General features: G+C 71.1%; 16 protein-coding genes. 8 read left to right on the forward strand and 8 right to left on the reverse strand.

The genetic code is table 11. From position 1 onward, the window contains the following. Positions 1-11 precede the first annotated feature (11 nt). Positions 12-1,436, reverse strand: coding sequence for a type I glutamate--ammonia ligase (gene glnA, locus ACQPYE_RS05195; RefSeq protein ID WP_498719561.1), 1,425 nt, complete (start codon positions 1,434-1,436; stop codon positions 12-14). Between the two features lie 194 nt (positions 1,437-1,630). Between glnA and ACQPYE_RS05200 the strand changes: the two genes are divergently transcribed. Beyond that, complete coding sequence (locus ACQPYE_RS05200; protein WP_498719562.1) at positions 1,631-2,104, forward strand: RDD family protein; 474 nt, start codon at positions 1,631-1,633, stop codon at positions 2,102-2,104. Positions 2,105-2,205: 101 nt separating this feature from the next. Here ACQPYE_RS05200 and ACQPYE_RS05205 read toward each other — a convergent pair whose 3' ends face one another. After that, entirely contained in the window at positions 2,206-2,946 is a 741-nt protein-coding gene (locus ACQPYE_RS05205) for a DUF4191 domain-containing protein (protein WP_498719563.1), read from the reverse strand. Positions 2,947-3,018: 72 nt separating this feature from the next. On the opposite strand from ACQPYE_RS05205, the gene ACQPYE_RS05210 reads away from it, so the two are divergent. The 4 genes from ACQPYE_RS05210 to ACQPYE_RS05225 all read left to right on the forward strand — a co-directional run bounded on the left by ACQPYE_RS05210 (position 3,019) and on the right by ACQPYE_RS05225 (position 7,455). Beyond that, the gene (locus ACQPYE_RS05210; protein ID WP_498719564.1) at positions 3,019-5,076 is read left to right on the forward strand and encodes an ATP-dependent DNA helicase UvrD2; all 2,058 of its coding nucleotides are present in this window, start codon (positions 3,019-3,021) and stop codon (positions 5,074-5,076) included. Positions 5,077-5,767: 691 nt separating this feature from the next. Beyond that, entirely contained in the window at positions 5,768-6,166 is a 399-nt protein-coding gene (locus ACQPYE_RS05215; RefSeq protein ID WP_053717402.1) for a WhiB family transcriptional regulator, read from the forward strand. Continuing rightward, positions 6,163-6,387, forward strand: coding sequence for a hypothetical protein (locus tag ACQPYE_RS05220; RefSeq protein ID WP_498719566.1), 225 nt, complete (start codon positions 6,163-6,165; stop codon positions 6,385-6,387). Before ACQPYE_RS05215 ends, ACQPYE_RS05220 begins: the two co-directional genes overlap by 4 nt. Positions 6,388-6,537: 150 nt before the next feature. Further along, positions 6,538-7,455, forward strand: a complete 918-nt coding sequence (locus tag ACQPYE_RS05225; RefSeq protein WP_498719568.1) for a class I SAM-dependent methyltransferase — start codon at positions 6,538-6,540, stop codon at positions 7,453-7,455. 552 nt (positions 7,456-8,007) lie between these two features. Here ACQPYE_RS05225 and ACQPYE_RS05230 read toward each other — a convergent pair. The 4 genes from ACQPYE_RS05230 to ACQPYE_RS05245 form a co-directional block, all read right to left on the reverse strand. Then, complete coding sequence (locus ACQPYE_RS05230; protein ID WP_498719569.1) at positions 8,008-8,562, reverse strand: hypothetical protein; 555 nt, start codon at positions 8,560-8,562, stop codon at positions 8,008-8,010. A gap of 81 nt (positions 8,563-8,643) precedes the next feature. Continuing rightward, entirely contained in the window at positions 8,644-9,954 is a 1,311-nt protein-coding gene (locus tag ACQPYE_RS05235) for an ABC1 kinase family protein (RefSeq protein ID WP_498719570.1), read from the reverse strand. A gap of 86 nt (positions 9,955-10,040) precedes the next feature. Then, positions 10,041-11,051 (reverse strand): ThiF family adenylyltransferase, encoded by a 1,011-nt coding sequence (locus ACQPYE_RS05240; protein WP_498719571.1) that lies wholly within the window; start codon positions 11,049-11,051, stop codon positions 10,041-10,043. Between the two features lie 131 nt (positions 11,052-11,182). Beyond that, on the reverse strand, positions 11,183-11,338 hold the full coding sequence (locus tag ACQPYE_RS05245; protein ID WP_015098458.1) for a DUF5679 domain-containing protein: 156 nt from the start codon (positions 11,336-11,338) through the stop codon (positions 11,183-11,185). Between the two features lie 202 nt (positions 11,339-11,540). Here ACQPYE_RS05245 and ACQPYE_RS05250 point away from each other — a divergent pair, with 202 nt between their 5' ends. Next, positions 11,541-12,068 (forward strand): M48 metallopeptidase family protein, encoded by a 528-nt coding sequence (locus ACQPYE_RS05250; protein WP_498719573.1) that lies wholly within the window; start codon positions 11,541-11,543, stop codon positions 12,066-12,068. 15 nt (positions 12,069-12,083) lie between these two features. Here the strand turns inward: ACQPYE_RS05250 and ACQPYE_RS05255 are convergent, their stop codons facing one another. Continuing rightward, positions 12,084-13,442 carry a zinc-dependent metalloprotease gene (locus tag ACQPYE_RS05255; protein WP_498719574.1) on the reverse strand — a complete coding sequence of 453 codons (1,359 nt, stop codon included), beginning with the start codon at positions 13,440-13,442 and terminating at the stop codon, positions 12,084-12,086. 81 nt (positions 13,443-13,523) lie between these two features. Between ACQPYE_RS05255 and ACQPYE_RS05260 the strand changes: the two genes are divergently transcribed. Then, a complete protein-coding gene (locus ACQPYE_RS05260) occupies positions 13,524-14,609 on the forward strand; it encodes a YlbL family protein (RefSeq protein WP_498719575.1) in 1,086 nt (361 codons plus the stop codon). A 15-nt stretch (positions 14,610-14,624) separates the two neighbouring features. Here ACQPYE_RS05260 and ACQPYE_RS05265 read toward each other — a convergent pair whose 3' ends face one another. After that, positions 14,625-15,167 (reverse strand): PPA1309 family protein, encoded by a 543-nt coding sequence (locus ACQPYE_RS05265; RefSeq protein WP_498719577.1) that lies wholly within the window; start codon positions 15,165-15,167, stop codon positions 14,625-14,627. 128 nt (positions 15,168-15,295) lie between these two features. Between ACQPYE_RS05265 and ACQPYE_RS05270 the strand changes: the two genes are divergently transcribed. Continuing rightward, positions 15,296-18,277 (forward strand): UPF0182 family protein, encoded by a 2,982-nt coding sequence (locus ACQPYE_RS05270; RefSeq protein WP_498719578.1) that lies wholly within the window; start codon positions 15,296-15,298, stop codon positions 18,275-18,277. The last annotated feature ends 23 nt before the right edge of the window (positions 18,278-18,300 follow it).

The following is an 18,300-nucleotide window of genomic DNA, read 5'->3' on the forward strand; positions in this document are numbered from 1 at the left end:
CCCGGCGTCGATCACACGTCGTAGTACAGCGCGAACTCGTAGGGGTTCGGGCGCAGGCGCAGCGGGTCGATTTCCTGCTCCCGCTTGAACGTGATCCAGGTGTCGATGACGTCCGGCGTGAAGACGCCGCCCTCCAGCAGGAACTCGTGGTCCGCTTCGAGGCTGTCCAGCACCGCGTCGAGGGACGCCGGCACCTGCTTGACGTCGCGGGCCTCCTCGGGCGGAAGCTCGTAGAGGTCCTTGTCGATCGGGGCCGGCGGCTCGATCTTGTTCTTCACGCCGTCCAGGCCGGCCATCACCATGGCCGAGAACGCCAGGTACGGGTTGCCCGACGAGTCGGGGCAGCGGAACTCGATGCGCTTGGCCTTGGGGTTGTTGCCGGTGATCGGGATGCGCACGCACGCCGAGCGGTTGCGCTGGGAGTAGACCAGCGACACCGGGGCCTCGTAGCCCGGCACCAGGCGGTGGTAGGAGTTCACCGTCGGGTTGGTGAACGCCAGTAGCGACGGCGCGTGGTGCAGGATGCCGCCGATGTAGTGGCGCGCCGTGTCCGACAGGCCCGCGTAACCGGACTCGTCGTGGAACAGCGGCTGGCCGTCCTTCCACAGCGACTGGTGGGTGTGCATGCCCGAGCCGTTGTCGCCGAACAGCGGCTTCGGCATGAACGTCACGGACTTGCCGGCCTGCCACGCGGTGTTCTTGATGATGTACTTGAACAGCATCAGGTCGTCCGCGGCGTGCAGCAGCGTGTTGAACTTGTAGTTGATCTCCGACTGGCCGGCGGTGCCCACCTCGTGGTGCGCGCGCTCGACCGAGAAGCCCTGGGCCTGCATGTTCAGGACCATCTTGTCGCGCAGGTCCGCGTAGTGGTCGGTCGGCGAGACGGGGAAGTAGCCGCCCTTGTACTTGACCTTGTAGCCGCGGTTGCCGCCCTCTTCCTCACGCCCGGTGTTCCAGGCGCCGGAGATCGAGTCGATCTCGTGGAAGGCCGCGTTCGCGGTGGTGTCGAAGCGGATCGAGTCGAAGATGTAGAACTCCGCCTCGGCGCCGAAGTACGCGGTGTCCGCGATGCCCGACTCGGTGATGTACTGCTCGGCCTTGCGCGCGATGTTGCGCGGGTCGCGGCTGTACGCCTCACGCGTGAACGGGTCGTGCACGAAGAAGTTGACGATCAGCGTCTTCTCGATCCGGAACGGGTCGAGGCGCGCGGTGAACAGGTCGGGCAGCAGCAGCATGTCCGACTCGTGGATCGACTGGAAGCCGCGCACCGACGAGCCGTCGAACGCGAGGCCCTCGGCGATGGCGTCGGCGTCGAACGCGGAGGCTGGGAGCGTGAAGTGCTGCATCACGCCGGGCAGGTCGCTGAAGCGGACGTCGACGAACTTCACGCCCTCGTCGGAAATGAACTTCAGGACCTCGTCGGGATTCTTGAACACCCTCGTCGACTCCTTCACTGCGGTGGGGGCGTGGTTGTACGCCGCTGCGTGGTGCGGCCTGCCATCGTGGCGAAACTAAGACCGTGGTGTTGCCCAGCCGTCACCCACGTGTTTCGCCAGTGTTAACGGGCCTCTCAGGTCGGGCAACCCGACCGCCGCTCCTCACCCGCTGAGCACGGCCTTACTCTGGTGGGGTGAGCAAGTGGACCGGTTCGTGGCTGTCAGGACCCCGCTCGGCGCTGGAACCCGGTGCCGACTCCGGAGACGGTACCGGGCAGCGGTGGCGGGGTGAACGCCTCGGCCTCCCCCGATCGGGTCCCGGCTCCGTAGCGTCCACGGGCCGCCGCGCGATCGCCATCCTGGTCGACTTCGCGCTCTCGGGCGGCGTGGCGGGCCTGTTCACCATGCCCGAGCTGCCGCAGAACTGGAGCCTGCTGGCCTGGTTCTCGATCACCGTCGTCGCGGTGGGCTTCTTCGGCTTCACCCCTGGTCACGCGCTGTTCGGGCTGCGGGTCGTGCGGATGGACGGCACGGCTACCGTCGGCCTGCCGCGGGCCGCGCTGCGGACGGCGTTGATCTTTCCCATCATCCCGGCCGTGGTGTGGGACGCCGACGGCAGGGGTCTGCACGACAAGGCCGCGGGCACCGTCGTCATCCGCGTCCGCTGACGTTCCCGAGAACGCCGCAGGCCCGTCCCGGGCACGTGCCGGAACGGGCCTGAACTGCGGAAACACTCATCCGAGGCGTGCTCGGCGACGACGCGGCAAGCTCAGCGACGGCGCATGGCGCGCTGCACGTTGCGCATCTTGGCGCCCTGGGGCATCGGGCCCTTGGGCAGTGCCGCGCCGCGGCTGGCCAGCGCGGCCAGCCGGTTGTCGATCGTGTCGACCTGGGCGGTCGAGATGTTGCGCGGCAGCTTCATCAGGTGGCCCTGGAGCTTGCGCAGCGGCACCTGGCCGTCCTCGGTGCCCACGACGACGTCGTAGATCGGCGTCTCGCCGATGACCCGCGCCACCCGCTTCTTCTCCTGCGCGATCAGGTTCTTGACCCGGTGCGGCGCGCCCTCGGCGACCAGCACCACACCCGGCCGGCCGAGCACCCGGTGCACCATGTCACCGCTCGTCGTGCCCGCCACGGCCTTCGTGACGCGCCACTTGCCGCGCAGGTTGTCCAGCGCCCACGCCGCCGCGCCGGCCTGGCCGTCGGCCTTCGCGTACACGGTGCGCTGCACCCGGCGGCCGAACACGATGACCGCGAGCAGCGCGCCCACCGCGATGCCCATGGGCAGCAGCACCCACTGCATGTCCCAGATGAGGCCGATCAGGAACGCCGCGGCCGTCGCGCCGAGCAGGCACGCCAGCATCAACGGCACGAGCGCCTTGTCCTCGCGGCGCTGCATCTTGAACGCCTCGAAGATCTGGCTGCGCTTCGCCTTCGATGCCGCGCGCCGAGCCTTCGCCGCTTCCTTGGAGGCCGCCTTGGCAGCCGCCTTGTCCTGCTTACCAGCCATACCCACCAGGATACGGCGCGCCGTCGCGCCCCATGACGGGAGTACTCGCAGACCTCTGCGAGGATGCAGCGCATGGACGGGCTGCTGGAGGGACTCGACCCGGAACAGCGCGCCGCCGTGGAAGCTCCGCGCGGCCCGGTCTGCGTGCTCGCGGGCGCCGGCACCGGCAAGACCCGCACCATCACGCACCGCATCGCCTACCTGGCCCAACGCGGGCACGTTTCGCCTGGTCAAGTCCTCGCGGTCACGTTCACCGCCCGTGCCGCGGGTGAGATGCGGACCCGGTTGCGGGCGCTCGGCGTGCACGGCGCGCAGGCCCGCACGTTCCACGCCGCCGCCCTGCGCCAGCTCCGCTACTTCTGGCCGCGCGTGGTCGGCGGCGAGCAGTGGCAGCTGATCGACCGCAACAAGCTGCGCCTGGTCGCCCAGGCCGCCAACCGCGCCGGCCTGTCCACCGAGTCCGACTCGCTGCGCGACCTCGCTGGCGAGATCGAGTGGGCCAAGGCGTCGCTGGTCGCGCCCGACGACTACCCGAACGCCGCCAGCCGCACGAACCGCGACACGCCCGCGCCCGCCGAGCACGTCGCGCAGGTCTACCGGACCTACGAGGAGCTGAAGAACCAGGCGCAGCTGCTCGACTTCGACGACCTCCTGCTGCACACCGCGGCGGCGCTGGAGGAGCACGGCGAGGTCGCCGAGGAGTTCCGCGACCGGTACCGGTGCTTCGTGGTGGACGAGTACCAGGACGTCACGCCGTTGCAGCAACGCGTGCTGGACGCGTGGCTGGGCGCGCGCGACGACCTGACCGTGGTCGGTGACGCGAACCAGACCATCTACTCGTTCGCGGGCGCCTCGCCGCGTCCGCTGCTGGACTTCCCGCGCCGGTTCCCCGAGGCCGTGGTGGTGCGGTTGGAGCGCGACTACCGGTCCACGCCGCAGGTCGTTGGCCTGGCCAATGAAGTGATCAAGTGGGCGCGCGACCGCCCGACCGGGTCGCGGCTGCGGCTGATCGGGCAGCGCCCGGACGGTCCGACGCCGACGTTCACCGAGTTCGACGACGAGACGCTGGAGGCCGCGGCCGTCGCGCGGCGGGTGAAGGCGCTGCTCGACGAGGGCGTGTCGGCCAGCGAGATCGCCATCCTCTACCGCGTCAACGCCCAGTCGGAGGTCTTCGAGCAGGCGCTGGCCGAGGTCGGCGTGCCGTACCAGGTGCGCGGCGGGGAGCGGTTCTTCCAGCGGGCCGAGGTGCGGCAGGCGATGGTGTCGCTGCGGTCGGCGGCGGCGCACGAGCCGACCGGCGAGCTGCCGAAGGTGGTGCGCGAGGTGCTGGCCGGGATCGGCCTGACCGACGAGCCACCCGCCGGCGGGACGGCGCGGGAGAAGTGGGAGTCGCTGCTCGCGCTGGTCGAACTGGCCGAGGAGCTGGTCACGACCGTGGACTCGGCGGACCTGCGGACGTTCGTGGCCGAGTTGGAGCTGCGCGCCGAGGCGCAGCACCCCCCGACGGTGGAGGGCGTGACGCTGGCGTCCCTGCACGCGGCGAAGGGCTTGGAGTGGGACGCGGTGTTCCTCGTGGGGCTGGTCGAGGGCACGGTGCCGATCCAGCACGCCGAGGGTGACGACGCGGCGATCGAGGAAGAGCGCCGACTGCTGTACGTGGGCGTGACGCGGGCCCGCGAGCACCTGTGGATGTCGTGGGCGTTGGCGCGCGCCGCGGGCGGGCGTCGTTACCGGCGGCGCAGCCGGTTCCTCTACGGGCTCGTGCCGGAGGACCACCCTGCGTCGCGCACGGCCGCGAAGCGCGAGCCGCTGCAGAAGCGGCCCAAGCCGCAGTGCCGGGTGTGCGGGTCGGCGTTGGTGGACGCGCGGGCGATCAAGCTCAGCCGCTGCGCCTCGTGCCCGTCGGACCTGGACGAGGAGCTGCTGGCCAAGCTGCGGGCGTGGCGGGCGGACCGGGCGCGTGAGCTGAAGGTGCCCGCCTACGTGGTGTTCACCGACGCGACGCTGGTCGCCATCGCCGAGCAGCGGCCCGAGGACGTCGCCGGGCTGGTGTCGATCTCGGGCATCGGCGCGTCCAAGCTCGACCGCTTCGGGGACGACGTGCTGGCCCTCGTGCGCGGCGGGCGTTGACCTCCACGTCGGCTCCCGGTCGTCCCTGCGCGGTCCCTCTTGTCGGAGCCGCGTCGAGGCCGCGTCGGGGTCCGTGTTGATCCGGCGTTGATCCGCGGTCGGTGACCGCGCCCGGCTCGCCCGCAGGCGGCGTGGTCCGGACGAGTGGTCGTCCCTGGCGCTCTGTGCAGGGCAAACGCTGAATTTTCACTCAATCGACAGGTATTTGGAAAAACCGGTTGCACCCGTCCCGCGCGGAGTCATAACCTGCTCAGGCCGGGCGCGAAGCGCCCGCTGGGGATTCAAGAGCTAGCAGTCGAGTACGAGCCACCCGAGGAGGTGACCGGACGTGAACACTCCCACGTGCTTCGAGACGCCCGGTTACCTGATGACCGGGGTGATCTTGGCTTCAGGCGCTGCTCGTGTCGCGGGGGAGAAGTCTGCCCGCGATCGCCACGCCCTCAAGTGGGGCGCTGAGCGAGTTCAGCTGATCCAGGTGCCGACGCCGCATGCGTCGACCGTTGTCCCGACTCAGAACGTTGCGCCGTCCGCGCACGAGCGAAGTACCTGACGACCTCGTAGTCAGGCCACCAAGCTCACGAAGGCCGCGGACCCGTAACCGGATCCGCGGCCTTCGTGCTGTCCCGACCCGTTTTGCGGTTCGAACGACAAACAAAAACCCCATGCAAGACCCTTGACAGGAGTCCACCTGATGTTGACCGCGACCGTCCCCATAAACGGGACGTTGTCCACCGAGCCGGAGCTCTCCGGGGCGGGTGTCGCCACTCTGATCGACACCGCGCCGGACGCCGGCTTGGAACTTCCTTGCCGTACCAACAACCCCGACCTGTGGTTCGCCGACGCGCCGGCGGAGCTGGAGGAGGCGAAGAGGTTCTGCGCCACCTGCCCCGTCATCGCGGAGTGCCTGGCCGGTGCGCTTGCTCGTCACGAGCCCTGGGGGGTCTGGGGCGGCGAGATCTTCGAGCGCGGAACCGTGATCGCGCGGAAGCGTCCCCGTGGGCGCCCGCGCAAGGACGCAGCACCTGTTGTACCCGCGGCACCCGCCGCGACCGTTGTCCGGGGGGCTAACGACCAGGAGGCCGCCGCGTGACCACGTACCGATCCACCACAGACGAAACCATGCTGATCGAGGTCAATCCCAAGGGGAACCCCATGCTGCTCGAAGAAAATCTCGCCAGATCCCGAATGCATGACGCGGAGATATTCGCGCGACAGCATCGGCTGGCCCACCGCCTCGTCGTCGCCCGCAGGTGGCGCCGGCTCGCCGGATGGGCCCAGCGCAGGGCTGCCATGAAGGCCCGCGCGATCTGATGCACGGCGAGGCCCGCCCTTCTCGTCCCACGACGGGAGGGCGGGCCCCGCCGTGTCCGCACCCTGGAAAGGAGTACTCGCCGACCACCTCCCCGACGCCGCGGGATGTTCGGTCGGATGGTTCCCCTCGGCGTGGGTACGGTTCTTCGCGTGGCAGCTCACTCTCACAACCATGCCCACGCCCACACCCACGACGGGATCGACTGGTCGTCCCGGCTGAACTCGTTGCGGCAGGCCGATGAGCTGGACGCCGAGTCGCGCCGCGTCGTCGCGCGCAGACTCGTCCGCGCCCTGCCCGACCAGCCGACCGTCCTGGACGTCGGGTGCGGCGCGGGTGGGATGAGCGTGGCCTTGGTCGAAGCCCTGTCCGCTCGTGGCGGCGGCACCGTCGTGCTGGTCGACGCCGTGCCCGAGCTGTTGGACGCGGCCACGAGCGCCGCCCGGTCGGCGGCCACCTACGAGACCGACACGACCACGGCGACCGTGCGCGTCCGGCCGGTGCTCGCCGACCTGGCCACCGAACGGCCGGTGGAGATCGCCGGGCCCGCGCAGTTGGTGTGGGCTTCGAACGTCGTGCACCACCTCCCTGATCAGCGTGCGGCCGTGCTGCGGTTGGTCGAGGCGGTCGCGCCAGGCGGGTGGTTGGCGCTCGCCGAGGGCGGGTTGAGCGGCAAGTTCCTCCCGTTCGACCTGGGTGTCGGTGAGCCGGGCTTGCAGGAACGACTGACCGCCGCGCGCGCCCAGTGGTTCGTGCGGATGCGGGAGAACACGGCTGGCGCCGTTCGCCTGCACGGCGGCTGGAACCTCGTGCTCTCCGACGCCGGCCTGGTGGACGTGACCGCGTTCAGCTACCTGGTCGACCACCCGGCTCCGCCCGGGCAGGCGGTGCGGGACTGGGCGGTGAACCAGCTGGCCTGGTTCGCCGAGGTCGCCGGGGACGCGCTCCACCCCGCCGACCGCCGCACGGTGGAGCAACTGCTCGACCCGCTGGACCCGGCGTTCCTCGGGCGGCGCGACGACGTGTTCCTGCTGACCGCCAACACCGTGTACCTGGGCCGCAAGCCGTGACCGACACGTGCGCTCGTTGCGGGCGGACGCGTTCGTCCGTCACGGACCCGGCCCAGCTCTTGGCTTGGGTGCGGGAACGGGAGCGCGGCGCAGACCAGTGGTTGTGCCACGTCTGCGCGCGGGCGCACGTGCGGGATATCGAGGGCAAGCTGCCGTCGGACTACTGGACTGCCGGGTAGAGCAGGTCAGGTCGGCCGCCGGTGGGCCGAGCGGTGTGTCGGCGGTAGGTGTGGGTGCGGCTGGCTTTGGGCTGCGGTTGGTGGGTGGGCTTCCTTGAGCGGACTGCGGGGTGGCGGATAACGGGCGGTGAGTGGCGGGCAGCGGCCCACGCGTTGTGGATGGCGGGCTGTGGGTGTGGCGGGCTGTGGGTGGCCGGTTGGGGGTGTTGGTGCAGGACTGGTTGGGCTCCGGGCTCCGGGCTCCGGGCTGCTGGCTGGGCCGAGTCGGGTAGGGCGGTGTGTTGGTGAAGACGAGTGCGCGGGTGCGGGGCGTGAGTGAGGGCGGGTGGGGTTGTGGTGGAAGGGCTTGGTGAGGGGGGATGGGGTGCGGTGGCTAGCGGAGGAGGGTGGAGAGGAGTCTCAGGGTGGCGCGGGGGGTGGCGGTGCCGCGTTTGCTGCCCGCGTCCAGTTCTCTGGTCAGGCCGGTGACCGTGCACATCCCGGAGCGGACGGCGGTGGCCAGTAGGTGGCGTTGGCGCAATGGGTCTGGTTCGTGGCGGGCGGCGTCGAGGGTGGCCCTGGTCGGTTCGGCGACGGGGAGGCCGGCTTCCAGCACGACCCGCGGTGGGCGGGTGGTGCGTTCCAGCAGCACGTGGTCGGCGCACGAGCGGCGGGTGGTGGCTGGTTGCAGGAGGTGCACGCGCGGTGGGGGAGGCAGGTCGCGCAGGCCGTGGGCGTGCAGGGCGTCGACGCCGGTGACCACTGCCTTCGGGCCGGCGTAGGCGAGCGCTGCCCGCAGCCGTTGGTCACGGGTCGGCGGGCTCGCGCTCAGCAGCACCACGCCCGGCAGGATGCGCTGCCACGGCCCGCCGGGCCGGCACTTGAGGTCGATGAGGTAGCCCGGCACGCCGGTCGCCTTCAGCTTCACCGCGGTGATCACCTGGTCCATGGGATCGATCTTCCGGTGGTTCCGGGAGCTCGGCCATGGGGTGTTCGGGATCTGTGGACAAGTCGGCGACCTGTGGACAACTCAGTCGTCGAAGCCCGGTTGCCACCGCGCGACGATGGCCCTGGCCTGCACGTTCGCGTCGAGCTGGCAGAGGATGCCGGTCGCGCCCAGTGTCACCCTGTGGACAAGTAGGTACTGCGGGGGCAGGTTCAGGGACCTCCCCGTCTGCGAATCGGGGCTGCGGAGGTCGCCGACGCGCTCCGCCTGCTTCTGCAGCCACCGCCGGGTGAAGTGGAACGTCTCCGTCCGCAGCGGCTCGACGAACGGCGCCAGGTAGTTCAGCACGTCCTCGGCGTGCAGCTCGGTCCCGGGGCGGATGAACCGCTCCGACCGCAGCAGCTCCACCAGGTCCGCCGACCGGCCGTCCAGCGCCAGCCTGGTCATCAGGCCCAACGTCCGGGGCAGGCCGTCGGGCAGCCGGGCGACCGCGCCGAAGTCCAGCACGCGCAACCGGCCGTCCGCGCCCAGCATGAAGTTGCCGGGGTGCGGGTCGGCGTGCAGCAGCCCGGACCGGCTCGGCGCGGAGAAGTGGAACTCCGACAGCAGCTGCCCGGCCAGGTCGCGCTCCTCGCGCCCGCCCTCGCGGATGATCTTCGACAGCGGCGTGCCCTCGGTCCACTCGGTGACCATCACCTTCGGCGAGCTGGCCACCACCCGCGGCACGAGCACGCGGTCGTCGCCGTCGAACGCCTTCGCGAAGACCCGCTGGTTGCCCGCCTCGGTCCGGTAGTCCAACTCCTCCAGGTACCGGTCCCGCAGCTCCTCCAGCAGCGGCTTGACCTCCGCCCCGGGCATCACGGCCTGCAACACCCGGCTGAACCGCAGCAACGTGCTCAGGTCGCTCTGCAACGCCTCGTCCGCGCCCGGGTACTGCACCTTCACCGCCACGTCGCGGCCGTCGTGCCACACCGCCCGGTGCACCTGCCCGATGCTCGCCGACGCGGCGGGCGAGTCGTCGAACGACGTGAACCGCTTCCCCCACCCCGCGCCGAGCTGCTCGGCCAGCACGCGGTGCACGGTGCGCGCGGGCATCGGCGGCGCGGCCGTCTGGAGCTTGGTCAACGCCTCGCGGTACGGCTCGGCCAGCTCGTCCGGCACCGCGGCCTCGAACACGCTCAGGGCCTGGCCGAACTTCATGGCGCCGCCCTTGAGCTGCCCGAGCACGGCGAACACCTGCTCCGCGGTCTTCGCCGACACCTCGGCGCTGACCTCCTCGGAACTGCGGCCTGCCAGGCGCTTGCCCCAGCCGCCCACCACCCGGCCCGCCACCCCGAGCGGGAGGCTGGCCAGCTTGGCGGTGCGCTGCACGGCCTTGCGCGGGATCTCGCTCACCCGGTGATTCTCCTCCCGCCCGTTCACGTGGTCGCAGTGGTGCACGCCCCTGCCTCAAAACCTACACAGCCCCACCTGAGGGCGGATCAGGTCGCGCGACGGCACTCGCAGCGCGGGTGCACCGGCGCGATCCGGTGCTCGACCACCCCGGCGAACGCGTCCACCTCCAGGGTCGCGTCCCAGGTGGGTGGTCTGGTCGCGGCCGGCTCGGACCGGTCGAGCGCCAGCAGCGCCTGCCCGACCGCCAACCCGGCCGTCGCCGTGACGGTGGCCAGGTCGGCGTGCTGGGCGCGGTCCACCAGCTGCGCGGCGATCATCGGCCACGCCGGGTCCGCGTCGGCCGCGTGCCGGTCCGCGCACCTCAGGCAGCTGCTGCGACCCGGCACGACCAGCGGCCCGACCACGCCCAACCCCTCCCGGACCCGCACGGCCAGGTGCGGCGTGCCGTCCGACACGAGCCGGTGCAGCACCTCCGGGGCGGGCACCAGGGCGTCGGCCAGCACCACCAGGTCCACGGCCCGCCCCACCGGCCGCACGGTCCCGCACGTCCGCCGCACGGCGTCCCGGGCGGCCTCGGCGCGCGGTCGGCCGACGTCCGCTTCGACGTACCCCGATCCGGTGTCCTCCGGCCCGACCCGACCCCGCGCGACCACCCGAACGTGTGCCACCCCGGAGGCCGCCAGGAGCGCGGCGACGGTGACCGCGAGCCTGCCCTCGCCGTGCACCACGACGGATCTGGCGGCCCGGTCGGCGGGCACCGCGACGGCGCACCGACGGGTCCGCAGCGCCCACCCGGTCACCTCGGCGGCCAGTCGCGGGTGCGGCACGGGCACGGATTCCTCGACCAGCCCGGCACGCGCCAGGCCGTGCAGCACGCCGGCGAACTCGGCTGCCTGCCGACCGTGACCGGCGAGGCGTTCCCGCAGGTCGGTGAGGGTGTCTCGACCGTCGAGGCCGAGCAGGACGGACGCCATCGGCTCGGGCACGTCCTCGACGAGCATCGCGTGCCGCGGGTCCGTGCCGATCTGGACCACGTCGTCGCGGCGGCGCAGCAGCGGCAGGCCGGGCAGGACCCTGGGGCGGTTGGGCAGATCCACACCGGCAGCCTGCCCGCGCCGGCCGGTCCGGCAAAACGCCTGTCCACAGGCGTGCCGGTTGTCCACAGAGGCCACGAATGGCCTTGACGAGCGGCCGGACGCCCGCGAGGGGCCCGGCCGCCCGTCCTCGATCAGACCTTCGCCTTGCCGAGGATGCGGGTCACCGTGGTTCCGCAGACCGGGCACTTTCCCTTGGCCATCCTGCGGTTGTTGCTCTCGTGCACCTCGCCCGTGAAGTCGCGCTTCTCACGGCACTTGACGCAGTAGCCGTTGTAGGTCTCGGCCACGGCTTCCTCCTCGCTTCGAGAGTGCGGAGCGATCTGCGCCACACTCGGGGTTGCGCTGAACGCTACCTCCGGGAACGCGCCTCCGCTGCACGCCGCGTCGAGCGTGTCCAGCCGCCTTTCGGTGGAACCTGCCGGTACGCCACTCCACGGACCGCCGCTTGGCCGCCGCGGATTGTCGGTCCCTGGCCTTACCGTGAACGCCATGCCCGAACCGCAGGTGGAGGTGCGGCGCAGCGCCCGGCGCCGTCGCATGGTGAGCGCGTACCGCGAGGGGGACACGGTCGTCGTCCTGCTGCCGGCTCGCATGAGCAAGAGCGAGGAGAAGCACTGGGTGGCGGAGATGCTCAGCCGCCTGCAGCGCAGCGAGACCCGCAGGCGCTCGCCCACGCGCACGTCGGACGCCGCCCTGCTGGCGCGCTGCGAGGAGCTGGCGGAGAGGTACCTGGACGGCGTGCGGCCGAGCAGCGTGCGGTGGGTGCCGCCGATGCGCACGAGGTGGGCGTCGTGCACGCCGAGCGAGGGCACGATCAGGATCAGCGAACGCCTGCGCGACGTGCCCGCGTGGGTGCTCGACTACGTGCTCGTGCACGAGCTGGCGCACCTGGAGGTGCCCGGGCACGGCAAGGACTTCTGGCTGCTCGTGCACAGGTACCCGAAGGCGGAACGCGCCATCGGGTACCTGGAAGGACTCTCCGCCGCGGCGGGCCTCGGCATCACCGAGGAAGACTGAAGGTGGCCGAGGGGGTTACTCCCCGTCCTTCTTCGGCTCGCCGCGCTCGCCGTCCACGCCGCCCTCGCCCTTGTCCTGCTCGCCCTTGTCCTGCTCGCCCGCGTCGCGCAGCGTGCGCTCCAGCTCCGCCATCGGGTCCTCCAGCGCCTTGCGCGTCTGGCCGAACCGCTCGGCGAACTCCATCGGGTCGTCCAGGTCCTCCGCCGAGGGCACCAGGTCGGGGTGCTCCCAGACGCTGTCGCGCTGCTCGATCCCGTGCTGGTCGGTGAGCAGCTTCCACAGCGCCGCCGCCGAGCGGTGGCGACGTGGCCGCAGCTCCAGGCCGACCAGCGTGGCGAACGTCTGCTCCGCCGGCCCGCCGGACGCACGCCGCCTGCGCAGCGTCTCCCGCAGCGCGTCGGCGCCGGGCAGCCGCTCGCCGACCGCCTCGTTCACCACCACGTCCACCCAGCCCTCGACCAGGGCCAGCAGCGTCTCCAGGCGGGTCAGCGCGGCCTTCTGCTCGGGCGTGGTCTGGGGTTCGAGCATCCCCGACTTCATCGCCTCTTCGATGCTCGCCGGGTTCGCCGGGTCGATCTGCCCGGCCAGCTGCTCCAGCGCCGAGGTGTCGACGGTGATGCCGCGGGCGAACTCCTCCACCGTGTCCAGCAGCCGCTGCCGCAGCCACGGCACGTGGCTGAACAGCCGCTGGTGCGCCGCCTCGCGCGCGGCCAGGAACACCAGCACCTCGCTGGCCGGCCGCTCCAGGCCCTCGGTGAACTTCTCGATGTTGTCGGGCAGCAACGCCGCGGTGCCCTCCGGCCCGAGCGGCAGGCCCACGTCGGTCGACGTCAGCACCTCCGAGCCGAGCTGCGCCAGCGCGCCGCCCAGCTGCGAGCCGAACGCCATGCCGCCCATCTGGCCGAGCATCGACAGCAGCGGTCCGGCGGCTTCCTTCGCCTCGGCCGGCATCGCGTCGACCCAGGCGCCGGACACGCGCTGGGCCACCGGGTCGCACAACCGCTGCCACGTCGGCAACGTGCGCTCCACCCAGTCGCGCGCGCTCCAGCTCTGGGACGTGCGGGCGCCGGCGGGCAGCGACGTCACCGGGTCGAGCCACATCTCCGCCAGGTGCACGGCGTCGGCCACCGGGCCGCTCTGGTCCGGGCCGAACCCCGTGCCGCCCTTGCCGGCGAGCTGCTGCAGCGCGATCTGCTTCGCGAGGTCGTAGTTGACCGGCCCGGCCGACGAGCCCGGGTTGCTGAACATCGCACCGAGCTGGCTCAGCATCGCGCCGAGCTGGTTGAAGTCGAAGGGGTTCTCCCCTTGGTCCCCGGGTTTGCGGTCGCGGTCGTCGGGGTCCTGCGGGCTGAACCCGAAGGGCAGGTCACTCATGGGTCCACGGTACGCGGCACGGCAGCCCCGCGTGGGACCGGTTCGCCGGCAGCGTGACGCCGTGGTCGTACCCTGTCTGGCGTGACCGAAGGCACCGACACCGCCGTGGACCAGGCACCACCCCCACCGCACGCGCCGCGGCGCGGCCTGACCCGGCGGACGTGGACCCTCGTGGTCAGCCTCACGGTCGTGCTGGCGCTCGGCCTGCTCGGCGGGTTCGCCCGCGTGCCGTACGTCGCCCTCGGTCCCGGGCCGACCTACGACACGCTGGGCCAGGTCAACGGTGGCGACGTGGTGAAGGTGGACGGCCAGGGGACGTTCCCGACCGGCGGCCACCTCACCATGACCACCGTGTCGCTCACCGACGACGTGTCGCTGTTCGGCGCGCTCGGCCTGTGGATCAGCGGCCGGTACGCGCTGGCGCCGCGCGAGGAGTTCTTCCGGCCCGGCGAGTCCGAGCAGCAGGTCCGCGACCAGAACGTGAAGGCCTTCCAGGACTCGCAGAGCAGCGCCGAGGTGGCCGCGTTGAGCTACCTGGACTACCCGATGAAGGTCGTCGCCGCCGAGATCACCAACGACACCGCCGCCGCCACCGTGCTCGAGCCGAACGACCGGCTGCTGGAGGTCAACGGCAAGCAGGTCACCACCGCCGACGACGTGCGCGCGGCGCTGGAGAGCACCAAGCCGGGCGACCAGGTCCCGCTCACGTTCGAGCGCGGGTCCGAGCGCAAGACCGCCACCGTCACGCTCGGCCGCACCGACGGCCGCGAGACCGGCTTCCTCGGCGTGCTGCCGCTGGACCGCGCGGACGTGCCGTTCGAGATCAAGATCAGCCTCACCGACGTCGGCGGGCCGTCCGCGGGCCTGCTGTTCGCGTTGTCGATCGTCGACAAGCTCACCCCGGGCGAGCTGAACGGCGGCCAGTCCGTCGCGGGCACCGGCGAGATCGACGACAAGGGGCAGGTCGGCCGCATCGGCGGCATCGGGTTCAAGATGGTCGCCGCCCGCGAAGGCGGCGCCACCGTGTTCCTCGTGCCCGCGGGCAACTGCGAAGAGGCGAAGCAGCACGCCCCGGAGGGCATGCGCCTGGTCAAGGTCGAGAAGCTGGACGACGCCGTGCGGTCCCTGGAGTCCTTGAGCAAGGGCGGCGACGCGCCGAGCTGTTGAGCCGCCGCCCGGCGGTCACGGTCGGAGGGTCTCCAGCAGCGCGCGGGTGAGGTTCGGGGCCAGTTCGGGGTGCGCCACGACCTCCTCGGGCACCTCCATGTTGCCGCGCAGCCGCAGCACGCACGCCGCCGAGCCGTCCCGCAGCACCGCCGCCACCAGCCGCGCCTCCCGGCGCTGGGGGTGCTCGGCGGCGAACCTGCGCGCCTGCTCGTCGTCCAGCTCCTGCGCGGTCAGCTCCGCCTCGGCGTCCGGCGGCAGCACGACGATCTCCTGCGCCAACGCGCACCCGTGCACGACGTCGGGCCAGACGATGCCGGCCAGCGCCCGGTCCAGCTCGTCGTCCGGCAGCGAGTCCTGCGCGATCGGCGTCAACGGCGAGGCGGCGGGGTCGAGCTGGCCCGCCAGCTCGGGCTGCTGCGCCAACAGCTCGGCCGTCGGCACCAGCGCGAACAGCTGGGTCGGCTGGTTCCACCCGGCGGTGGACACGAACTCCTCGACCTCGCGGGCGACCTCGGGCAGCACCACGGGCGGCGTTTCACTGGCTGACACGTCCGCCATGGTCGCACCTGGCCCGGTCGAGCCGACAATCAGATGCGAAGACAAGACCGAACGGGGAACCTCGGGCGGCCTCCGTAGAGTTGGACAGAACGTACGAACGCCACTACCGCGATCCAGGAGCGTGCCCCGTGGCCACACGGCCCCCGGTCGGACTGCCCAGGCTGTCCCGTCGCAGCCGGATTCTGCTCATCGTCGGTGCGGTGGTCCTGGTCGGTCTGATCACCGGCTCAAGGCTGCTCGGCACCTACGTCAACTGGCTCTGGTTCGGCGAGGTCGGCTTCCGCAGCGTCTACGGCACGGTGCTCGCGACCCGGTTCGGGTTGTTCTTCGCCGTGGGCCTGCTGGTCGGCGGCCTCGTCGCGATCAACCTGATCCTCGCCTACCGCTCCCGGCCGGTCTTCGTGCCGGTGTCCGGGCCCGACGACCCGGTGGCCCGCTACCGCGCGGTCGTCAGCAAGCGGATGAAGCTGTTCGCCATCGGCCTGCCGGTGCTGGTCGGCCTCGTCGCCGGCACCTCGGCCCAGGGCGACTGGCGGGAAGTCCAGCTGTTCTTCAACGCCACCTCGTTCGGCGTGAACGACCCCGAGTTCGGCCACGACATCGGCTTCTACGCGTTCCAGCTGCCGTTCTACACGTGGGTGCTGGGGTGGCTCTTCGTCGCCACGGCGGTCGCGTTCGTGGCCGCGGTCGTCGCGCACTACCTCTTCGGCGGCATCCGGCTGGCGGGCCGCGGCGGTCAGCTCTCCGGGCCCGCGCGCACCCACCTGGCGATCGTGGCCGGCGTGTTCATCCTGCTCAAGGCGGTCGCGTACTTCTTCGACCGGTACACACTGCTGTTCTCCGACCGCAACGACAAGTTCGACGGCGCGAGCTACACCGACCTCAACGCGGTGCTGCCCGCCAAGTTGATCCTGCTGTTCATCGCGGTCTTCTGCGCCATCGCCTTCTTCGCGGGCGCGGTGCTGCGCAACCTTCAGCTGCCGGCGATCGCGACCGTGCTGCTGGTGCTGTCCTCCATCCTGGTCGGCGCCGCGTGGCCCGCCGTGCTGGAGCAGTTCTCGGTGCGGCCGAACGCCATCGAGAAGGAGGCCGAACCCATCGGCCGCAACATCGAGGCCACCCGACAAGCCTTCGGGCTGACCGCGGACAAGGTGGAGAGCAAGCCGTACGCGGGCAAGCAGAACGTCTCGCTGGACGAGCTGAAGAACGACCAGGCCACGGTGGGCAACGTCCGGCTGCTCGACCCGGCGGTCATCTCCAAGACGTTCACCCAGTTCCAGCAGCTGCGGCCGTTCTACGCGTTCCCGGAGAAGCTGGACGTCGACCGGTACACGAAGGACAAGCAGCTTCAGGACTACATCGTCGCGGTCCGCGAGCTGAACACCGCGGGCATCCCGCAGGGCCAGCGCGACTGGATCAACCAGCACCTCATCTACACCCACGGCAACGGCATGGTGTTCGCCGAGGCCAGCAAGGTGAACTCGACCGCGGACGACGACGGCGACGGCGGCTACCCGGTGTTCGAGGTGGCGCAGGTGGACCAGGACGGCAAGGTCCAGCCCGGCCCGTTCGGCGTGGAGCAGCCGCGCACCTACTTCGGCGAGCTGGGCACCCCGGCCGACTACGCCATCGTCGGCGGTCGCGGCGAGGGCGCGCCCGGTGAGTACGACACCGACGGCTCGTCCTACACCTATGGCGGCAAGGGCGGCGTCCGCATCGGCGGCCTGTTCAACAAGGTGGTCTTCGCCGCCGCCTACGGCGAGCGGAACATCCTGTTCAACTCGGCCATCGGCGACGACTCGCGGATCATCTTCAACCGCCACCCGCGCGACCGCGTCGAGGCCGTGGCGCCGTGGCTGACCGTGGACGGCGACCCGTACCCCGCCGTGGTGGACGGCCGCATCACGTGGATCGTCGACGGCTACACCACGCTCGACAACTACCCGTACGCGCGCCGCACGGCGCTGGGCGACGCCACGAACGACTCGCTGCCCGGCGTGGCGCAGCAGCCCAACCGGGAGATCAGCTACATCCGCAACTCGGTCAAGGCCACTGTGGACGCCTACGACGGCACGGTGACGCTGTACGAGATGGACAAGCAGGACCCGGTGCTGAAGGCGTGGATGGGTGTCTTCCCGGGCACGGTGAAGGCCAACAGCGAGATGTCGCAGTCGCTGAAGGAGCACCTGCGCTACCCCGAGGACCTGTTCAAGGTCCAGCGGGAGATGCTGTCGGAGTACCACGTGGACAACCCGCGCGACTTCTACTCCGGCGTCTCGTTCTGGGACGTGCCGTCCGACCCCACCATCGACAACGCCACCACCGTCGAGGCCCAGCAGCAGGGCGTGCAGCAGCAGCGGGACCGGCAGCCGCCGTTCTACGTGCTGGCGGGCGACCCGACCGGTGACGCGAACAAGGTGAGCTTCCAGCTGACCAGCGCGCTGGTGCGGTTGAACCGGGAGTTCATGGCGTCGTACGTGACGGTCAGGTCCGACCCGGACAACTACGGCAAGATGAGCGTCCTGACCTTGAACAACGAGGTCAAGGGCCCGCAGCAGATCCAGACCACCTTCCTCACCAACGGCGAGGTCAGCGGTGAGCTGAACCTGCTCGCCCAGCGGCAGACGAAGGTCGTCTACGGCAACCTGCTGACCCTGCCGGTGGGCGGCGGCCTGCTCTACGTGGAGCCCATCTACATCGAACGGGCCAGCCAGAACACCCAGTTCCCGCAGTTGTTCAAGGTCCTGGTCAGCTTCGGCGACAAGGTGGGCTACGCGCCGACGCTGGCCGAGGCGATGGAGGAGGTCCTGTCCGGCGCGTCGTCCCAGGTGCCGCAGACGGACCCGAACGGCCAGCCGCCCAGTTCCACCCCGTCCACGACGCCCACGGCGCCCAACGACGGGCAGGGCGGCACGGAGCTGCAGCAGGCCGTGCGGGACATCCAAGCGGCGCTGGCGCGCGTGAAGTCGGCGCAGTCCAGCGGTGACTTCGCCGAGCTCGGCAACGCCTACAAGGCGCTGGACGACGCGACGAAGAGGTTCAACACGGCGGCGGGTGCGTCGACCACGACGCCGTCGACGACCCAGGCGTCACCGACGCCGACCGGCTGACCTGCACTGATCTCGACATCGGG

The organism is Actinosynnema sp. CA-299493, assembly GCF_050946825.1.
Taxonomy (GTDB): Bacteria; Actinomycetota; Actinomycetes; order Mycobacteriales; family Pseudonocardiaceae; genus Actinosynnema.

What these genes read in the sequence shown, in the direction of transcription:
- ACQPYE_RS05250 (WP_498719573.1), top strand. Translation starts at nt 11,541, where the DNA reads ATGCCCGAACCGCAGGTGGAGGTGCGGCGCAGCGCCCGGCGCCGTCGC.
- ACQPYE_RS05255 (WP_498719574.1), bottom strand. Translation starts at nt 13,442, where the DNA reads ATGAGTGACCTGCCCTTCGGGTTCAGCCCGCAGGACCCCGACGACCGC.
- ACQPYE_RS05265 (WP_498719577.1), bottom strand. Translation starts at nt 15,167, where the DNA reads ATGGCGGACGTGTCAGCCAGTGAAACGCCGCCCGTGGTGCTGCCCGAG.
- ACQPYE_RS05230 (WP_498719569.1), bottom strand. Translation starts at nt 8,562, where the DNA reads ATGGACCAGGTGATCACCGCGGTGAAGCTGAAGGCGACCGGCGTGCCG.
- ACQPYE_RS05215 (WP_053717402.1), top strand. Translation starts at nt 5,768, where the DNA reads ATGTTGACCGCGACCGTCCCCATAAACGGGACGTTGTCCACCGAGCCG.
- ACQPYE_RS05205 (WP_498719563.1), bottom strand. Translation starts at nt 2,946, where the DNA reads ATGGCTGGTAAGCAGGACAAGGCGGCTGCCAAGGCGGCCTCCAAGGAA.
- ACQPYE_RS05210 (WP_498719564.1), top strand. Translation starts at nt 3,019, where the DNA reads ATGGACGGGCTGCTGGAGGGACTCGACCCGGAACAGCGCGCCGCCGTG.